Consider the following 4,252-nt stretch of genomic DNA (forward strand, 5'->3'; position numbering starts at 1 on the left):
CAAACCGCTCGAGGAGCCCGCCGAGTCCGCCATCGTAGATCAGGCGACCCTGGTGAATCATCAGCACCCGTTCACACAACGCCGTGATGTCGGCCATGTAGTGGCTGGTGAGCAGGATGGTAGCCTGGTAACGCCGGTTATACTCACGCAAAAACTCCCGCACCGCTACCTGGGCATTCACATCCAACCCCAGGGTGGGCTCATCCAAAAACAAGACCTGAGGCCGGTGCAGGAGCGCGGCCAGCAATTCCGCTTTCATCCGCTCACCCAGGCTCAGCTTGCGCACGGGCTGGTTGAGTTTGCCCTCGAGGGCCAGCATCTCGCTCAGTTCACCCAGGCGATTTTTGAACTCGTCGGGGGCAATTTCGTAGACGGCCGCATTCACCCGGAAGCTGTCGGCAGCCGGCAAATCCCAGATGAGCTGCTGTTTGTTGCCCATCACCAGGGTAATCTTGCGCAAGAACGCATGTTCTCGCTTGAAGGGTTGGTGTCCGGCTACTTCCACCCGCCCTGCGCTGGGATAGATCAGCCCCGACAAGAGTTTGAGGGTGGTGGTTTTTCCGGCCCCATTCGGCCCTAGAAAGCCCACCATTTCGCCCGGCTCAATTTGAAAGGAGACGCCCTTGACGGCCTCCACCTGCCGGTATTTGCGCTGGAAGAAATGTTGTGCCGTTCCCACAAAACCCGGCTCTTTGAGGGCTACCGGATAAAACTTGGAAAGGCCTTCGGCCCCAATTTGGCTCACCTTGACCAGTATAGCGGGGTGTCCTGGGCGGCTGAGGACGGCCCCTCTGCATCAGACTTTCGTGGAAATACCAGGACCGCTGATATGCCGTCAGAGTGGTCGTACCCGCGGTAGATAATAGCGATCATCTATGGTCTATGGTCTATCGAGAAGGAACAGGGGACCAAGAACTGCGTCCCCGAACCCGGAGCCCCTTTTCCCTACGGCAGTAGGTACGGCCAGCTATGGACTATCGACGATCAACATTATCTGAGCCGTTGGCCTTCGGCTTCAGGCTTTTGGCGATCAGCCATCGGCTATCAGCTACAATAATAACGAGGCCCCATGAAACCCTTCAAAGACCGCAACCAGGCCGGACAACTGCTGGCCGAGCGGCTGGCAGAACTCGGTTACCAGCAGCCCAGTCTGCTGGTATTTGGCTTGCCCCGAGGGGGGGTGCCGGTTGCCTATCAGGTTGCCCGACGGTTGCGAGCCCCCCTGGAGGTCTGGATCGTGCGAAAACTCGGCGCCCCTGGACACGAAGAGCTGGCCATGGGAGCCATCGCTTCGAGCGGCGGGCGAATACTCAACCAGGAAATTGTGGACAGCTTGCAGATTTCAGCGGATGCCATCGAGGCGGTCGAACGGCAGCAACGCACAGAACTCGAGCGCCGCGAACAGTTATACCGTGGCAACAAGGCTTTCCCCAGCCTCGAGGGCCGAACCATCCTGCTGGTTGACGATGGCCTGGCTACCGGAGCTACCATGAAAGCAGCAATTACTTCCGCTAAACAAAAGCATCCGGGGCGGTTGGTGGTGGCCGTACCGGTAGCTCCGCCCGATACGTTGGCAGAAATACAAGCCCTGGTGGACGAGGTGGTCTGCCTCTTGGCCCCGGACTTTTTTCAAGCGGTGGGTTTGTGGTACGAACACTTCCCCCAGACTTCGGATGAAGAGGTACTGGAGCTGCTTTCGAGGGCTCAGGCCACACTTCCTCCTTTGGCCTGACGCACCAACAGCACCGCACAATGGGCCCGGTGGGTCACCCGTTCGGCTACGCTGCCCAGCAGGACACGATCCAGGCCAGTGCGCCCGTGGGTACCCATCACGATCAGGTCTACCCCCCGCTCTTTGGCTACCTGAGCAATCACATCGCCAATCCGCTCTGCGCCTGCTTCACGCCAGATGGCCTCGGCTTCCGGGAAGTCCTGCACCGCCTGATCAATCAGGCTTCGGGCCCGGTGGAGATATTTTTCCTGTTCTTCAGGGTACTCCTCGAGCGCTTCCAATACCAGCAGCAAGGCCCGGGGCTCCACGAACAACACCAGTAGCTTCGCCCCCAGATAGCCCACCAGCTTCTTGGCCTGATCCAGGGCCAGGTTGCTCAGTTCGCTACCATCAATCGGTACCAGCACCCGCCGAAATTCCACCGGCTCACTCGTCGGCGTTGTGCTTCGCACCAGCAACACCGGCACCGGGGCCAGTCGGGAAGCCCGCTCGGCCACACTGCCCAGCAACAAGCGGGCCAGGCCCTCCCGGCTATGGGTGCCCATCACAATCAAATCGCAGTCTTCCTGTTGCGCCACCGCCACAATGCCCTCGGCTGGTTCGGTCAGTTCCCGCAGACGGATTTCGGCCTCCAACCCCCTTTGCGCGGCTCCGGCCTGCCACCGGGTCAGCAAGGTCTGACCCTGGGCCCTGGCCTCCTCCCGGCCTACCTGGGTCAACCTGGGCGGCGCCGTGGACCACCCATCCAGCACGTGTACCAGAACCACCCTCGAGCCCAGTCGCCCTGCCAGTCCCAGCCCAACCTGAGCGGCACGTTCACCACCGTAGGAGCCATCCACCGCAATCAGTATCTTCTGGAACATGCCCACCTCCACACCCACCGGCGCACAGTACACCGCCTTGTCTGGCAGTACGATAGCCAGCCCTCATTACCAGAGGATTACCGCTGGTTGCTTACAACCACCACCCCAGACAGCCCAGGGCCAGGCAAAAGCCCTCCCCAGTTACCGCAGCATTGTATCTGGTGTGATCTGTTCGGGGTGAGGTTTCCCGCTCCTGAGCTGGCTGATGAGGGTAGCGGCGACGATCAAGCCCGCACCCATCAACCCCTGGACTCCCAGGCGTTCGTCCAGCCAGAAGAAAGCGAAGGAAGCAGCGTAGACTGGCTCGAGGGCAAAAATCACCGCTGCCTGTGGAGCAGCCACCAGGCGCTGGCCCAGGGCCTGCAACCAGATGCACAGCGCCGAGGCAATCAAACCCAAATAGAGCAGCGAAAAGTAGGGGAAGGTGGAAGCATTCCAGCTGGGCTCTTCCCACAGCATCCAGGCCAGCGAGCCCAGCGCGACCGTGAGGATCTGGACACCCGTGAGGGGCAGGGCCGGAAAGCGATGGGCGAATCGCTCCAGGCGCCAGATATAGATGGTATAGGAGAGGGCTGTTCCCAGCGTCCACAGATCGCCCAGGTTGGGGGGTGAGCCATCGTAAGAGAGGAGCCCCACCCCCCCAATCGCCAACCCTGCTGCCAGCCAGATGGGCCAGCCCAGGCGGTGTCCCAACACCCCCAGCAGCATCGGCAGTGCCACCACATAGAGGGTCGTAATAAAGGCACTGCGGCTGGCTGTGGTGTATTGTAGACCGATCGTCTGGGTCAGGTAGGCCACAAAGAGCACGGCCCCCAACTCGAGGCCCGCTCGCCACAACCTGGGGTCGCGGTGGAACAAAAACGGCACAAAGCACAAGGTAGCGATGGCAAAGCGCACAAAATTGATCTGCCCGGGCTCCAGGGTTTGCAGGCTATCCTTGACCAGCACAAAAGTGCTGCCCCAAAACACCGTAGCCAGGTTGAGATACAGTAATCCTAAAAGCTGACCTCGGCGCACAAAGAAGAGTCTACGTACAAAACCAGTGGTAAATCCAGATGCCTTTGAGTCGCAACATCCGGTAAGCTATCGGAATGCGGCTGTACTGGGAACAACCCTACACAACCGAGTTCGAGGCCAGGGTGGTGCAGGCCTGGAGTAATGGCGATAAACACTATGCGGTACTGGATCAGACCCTCTTCTACCCCGCTGCGGGCGGACAGGCCTGCGATACCGGAACTCTGAGCGGGGTAGCGGTACTGGAGGTACTCGAGAACCACCAAGCCAGGGGCGACGTGATTCACGTTTTGGAAAGCCCTTTGCAACCCGGAGAGCACGTACAGGGGCGATTGGACTGGGCTGGGCGCTACCGCCGGATGCAGCGCCACACCGCCGAGCACATCCTGGCCCAGGCTTTCTGGCGGGCTGCCGGGTGGGAAACCCTGGCGGTCAACATGGGCAGCCCGGTCTGCACGATTGACTTTTCGGGGGAGCCCGATCCGTCTATCGTCCGCCAGGGCGAAGCCCTTGCCAACTGGGCCGTGTATGCCAACACCCCGGTCAAGGCTTTCCTGATAGATCATAGCGAGGTGGCCAGCTACCCGCTTCGCCGCGCCCCCCGAGTCGCGGGGCAGATCCGGGTCGTAGAGATTGAAGGCTG

5 protein-coding genes are annotated in these 4,252 nt (G+C 60.6%); 2 read left to right on the forward strand and 3 right to left on the reverse strand.

Annotated elements, in window-relative coordinates; all coding sequences use genetic code 11:
* Positions 1-745: ATP-binding cassette domain-containing protein (locus Q0288_RS15960; RefSeq protein WP_299432640.1), on the reverse strand; the 745-nt coding region annotated here is incomplete at its 3' end.
* A 324-nt stretch (positions 746-1,069) separates the two neighbouring features.
* Between Q0288_RS15960 and Q0288_RS15965 the strand changes: the two genes are divergently transcribed.
* Positions 1,070-1,732 carry a phosphoribosyltransferase gene (locus Q0288_RS15965; RefSeq protein ID WP_299432643.1) on the forward strand — a complete coding sequence of 221 codons (663 nt, stop codon included), beginning with the start codon at positions 1,070-1,072 and terminating at the stop codon, positions 1,730-1,732.
* Here Q0288_RS15965 and Q0288_RS15970 read toward each other — a convergent pair.
* Together Q0288_RS15970 and Q0288_RS15975 are read right to left on the reverse strand one after the other, a co-directional pair.
* On the reverse strand, positions 1,705-2,595 hold the full coding sequence (locus Q0288_RS15970) for a universal stress protein (protein WP_299432646.1): 891 nt from the start codon (positions 2,593-2,595) through the stop codon (positions 1,705-1,707). The genes Q0288_RS15965 and Q0288_RS15970 overlap by 28 nt on opposite strands.
* Positions 2,596-2,736: 141 nt before the next feature.
* The gene (locus Q0288_RS15975) at positions 2,737-3,612 is read right to left on the reverse strand and encodes a DMT family transporter (RefSeq protein ID WP_299432649.1); all 876 of its coding nucleotides are present in this window, start codon (positions 3,610-3,612) and stop codon (positions 2,737-2,739) included.
* Positions 3,613-3,686: 74 nt separating this feature from the next.
* Between Q0288_RS15975 and Q0288_RS15980 the strand changes: the two genes are divergently transcribed.
* Positions 3,687-4,252 (forward strand): alanyl-tRNA editing protein (locus Q0288_RS15980; protein WP_299432652.1); only part of this gene is annotated, 566 nt, incomplete at its 3' end.

The sequence above is a fragment of the uncultured Meiothermus sp. genome, assembly GCF_937863175.1.
Lineage (GTDB): Bacteria > Deinococcota > Deinococci > Deinococcales > Thermaceae > Meiothermus.

Excerpts from the sequence above, each read along its gene's own strand:
- Q0288_RS15970 (WP_299432646.1), bottom strand. The coding sequence starts at position 2,595 with ATGTTCCAGAAGATACTGATTGCGGTGGATGGCTCCTACGGTGGTGAA.
- Q0288_RS15965 (WP_299432643.1), top strand. The coding sequence starts at position 1,070 with ATGAAACCCTTCAAAGACCGCAACCAGGCCGGACAACTGCTGGCCGAG.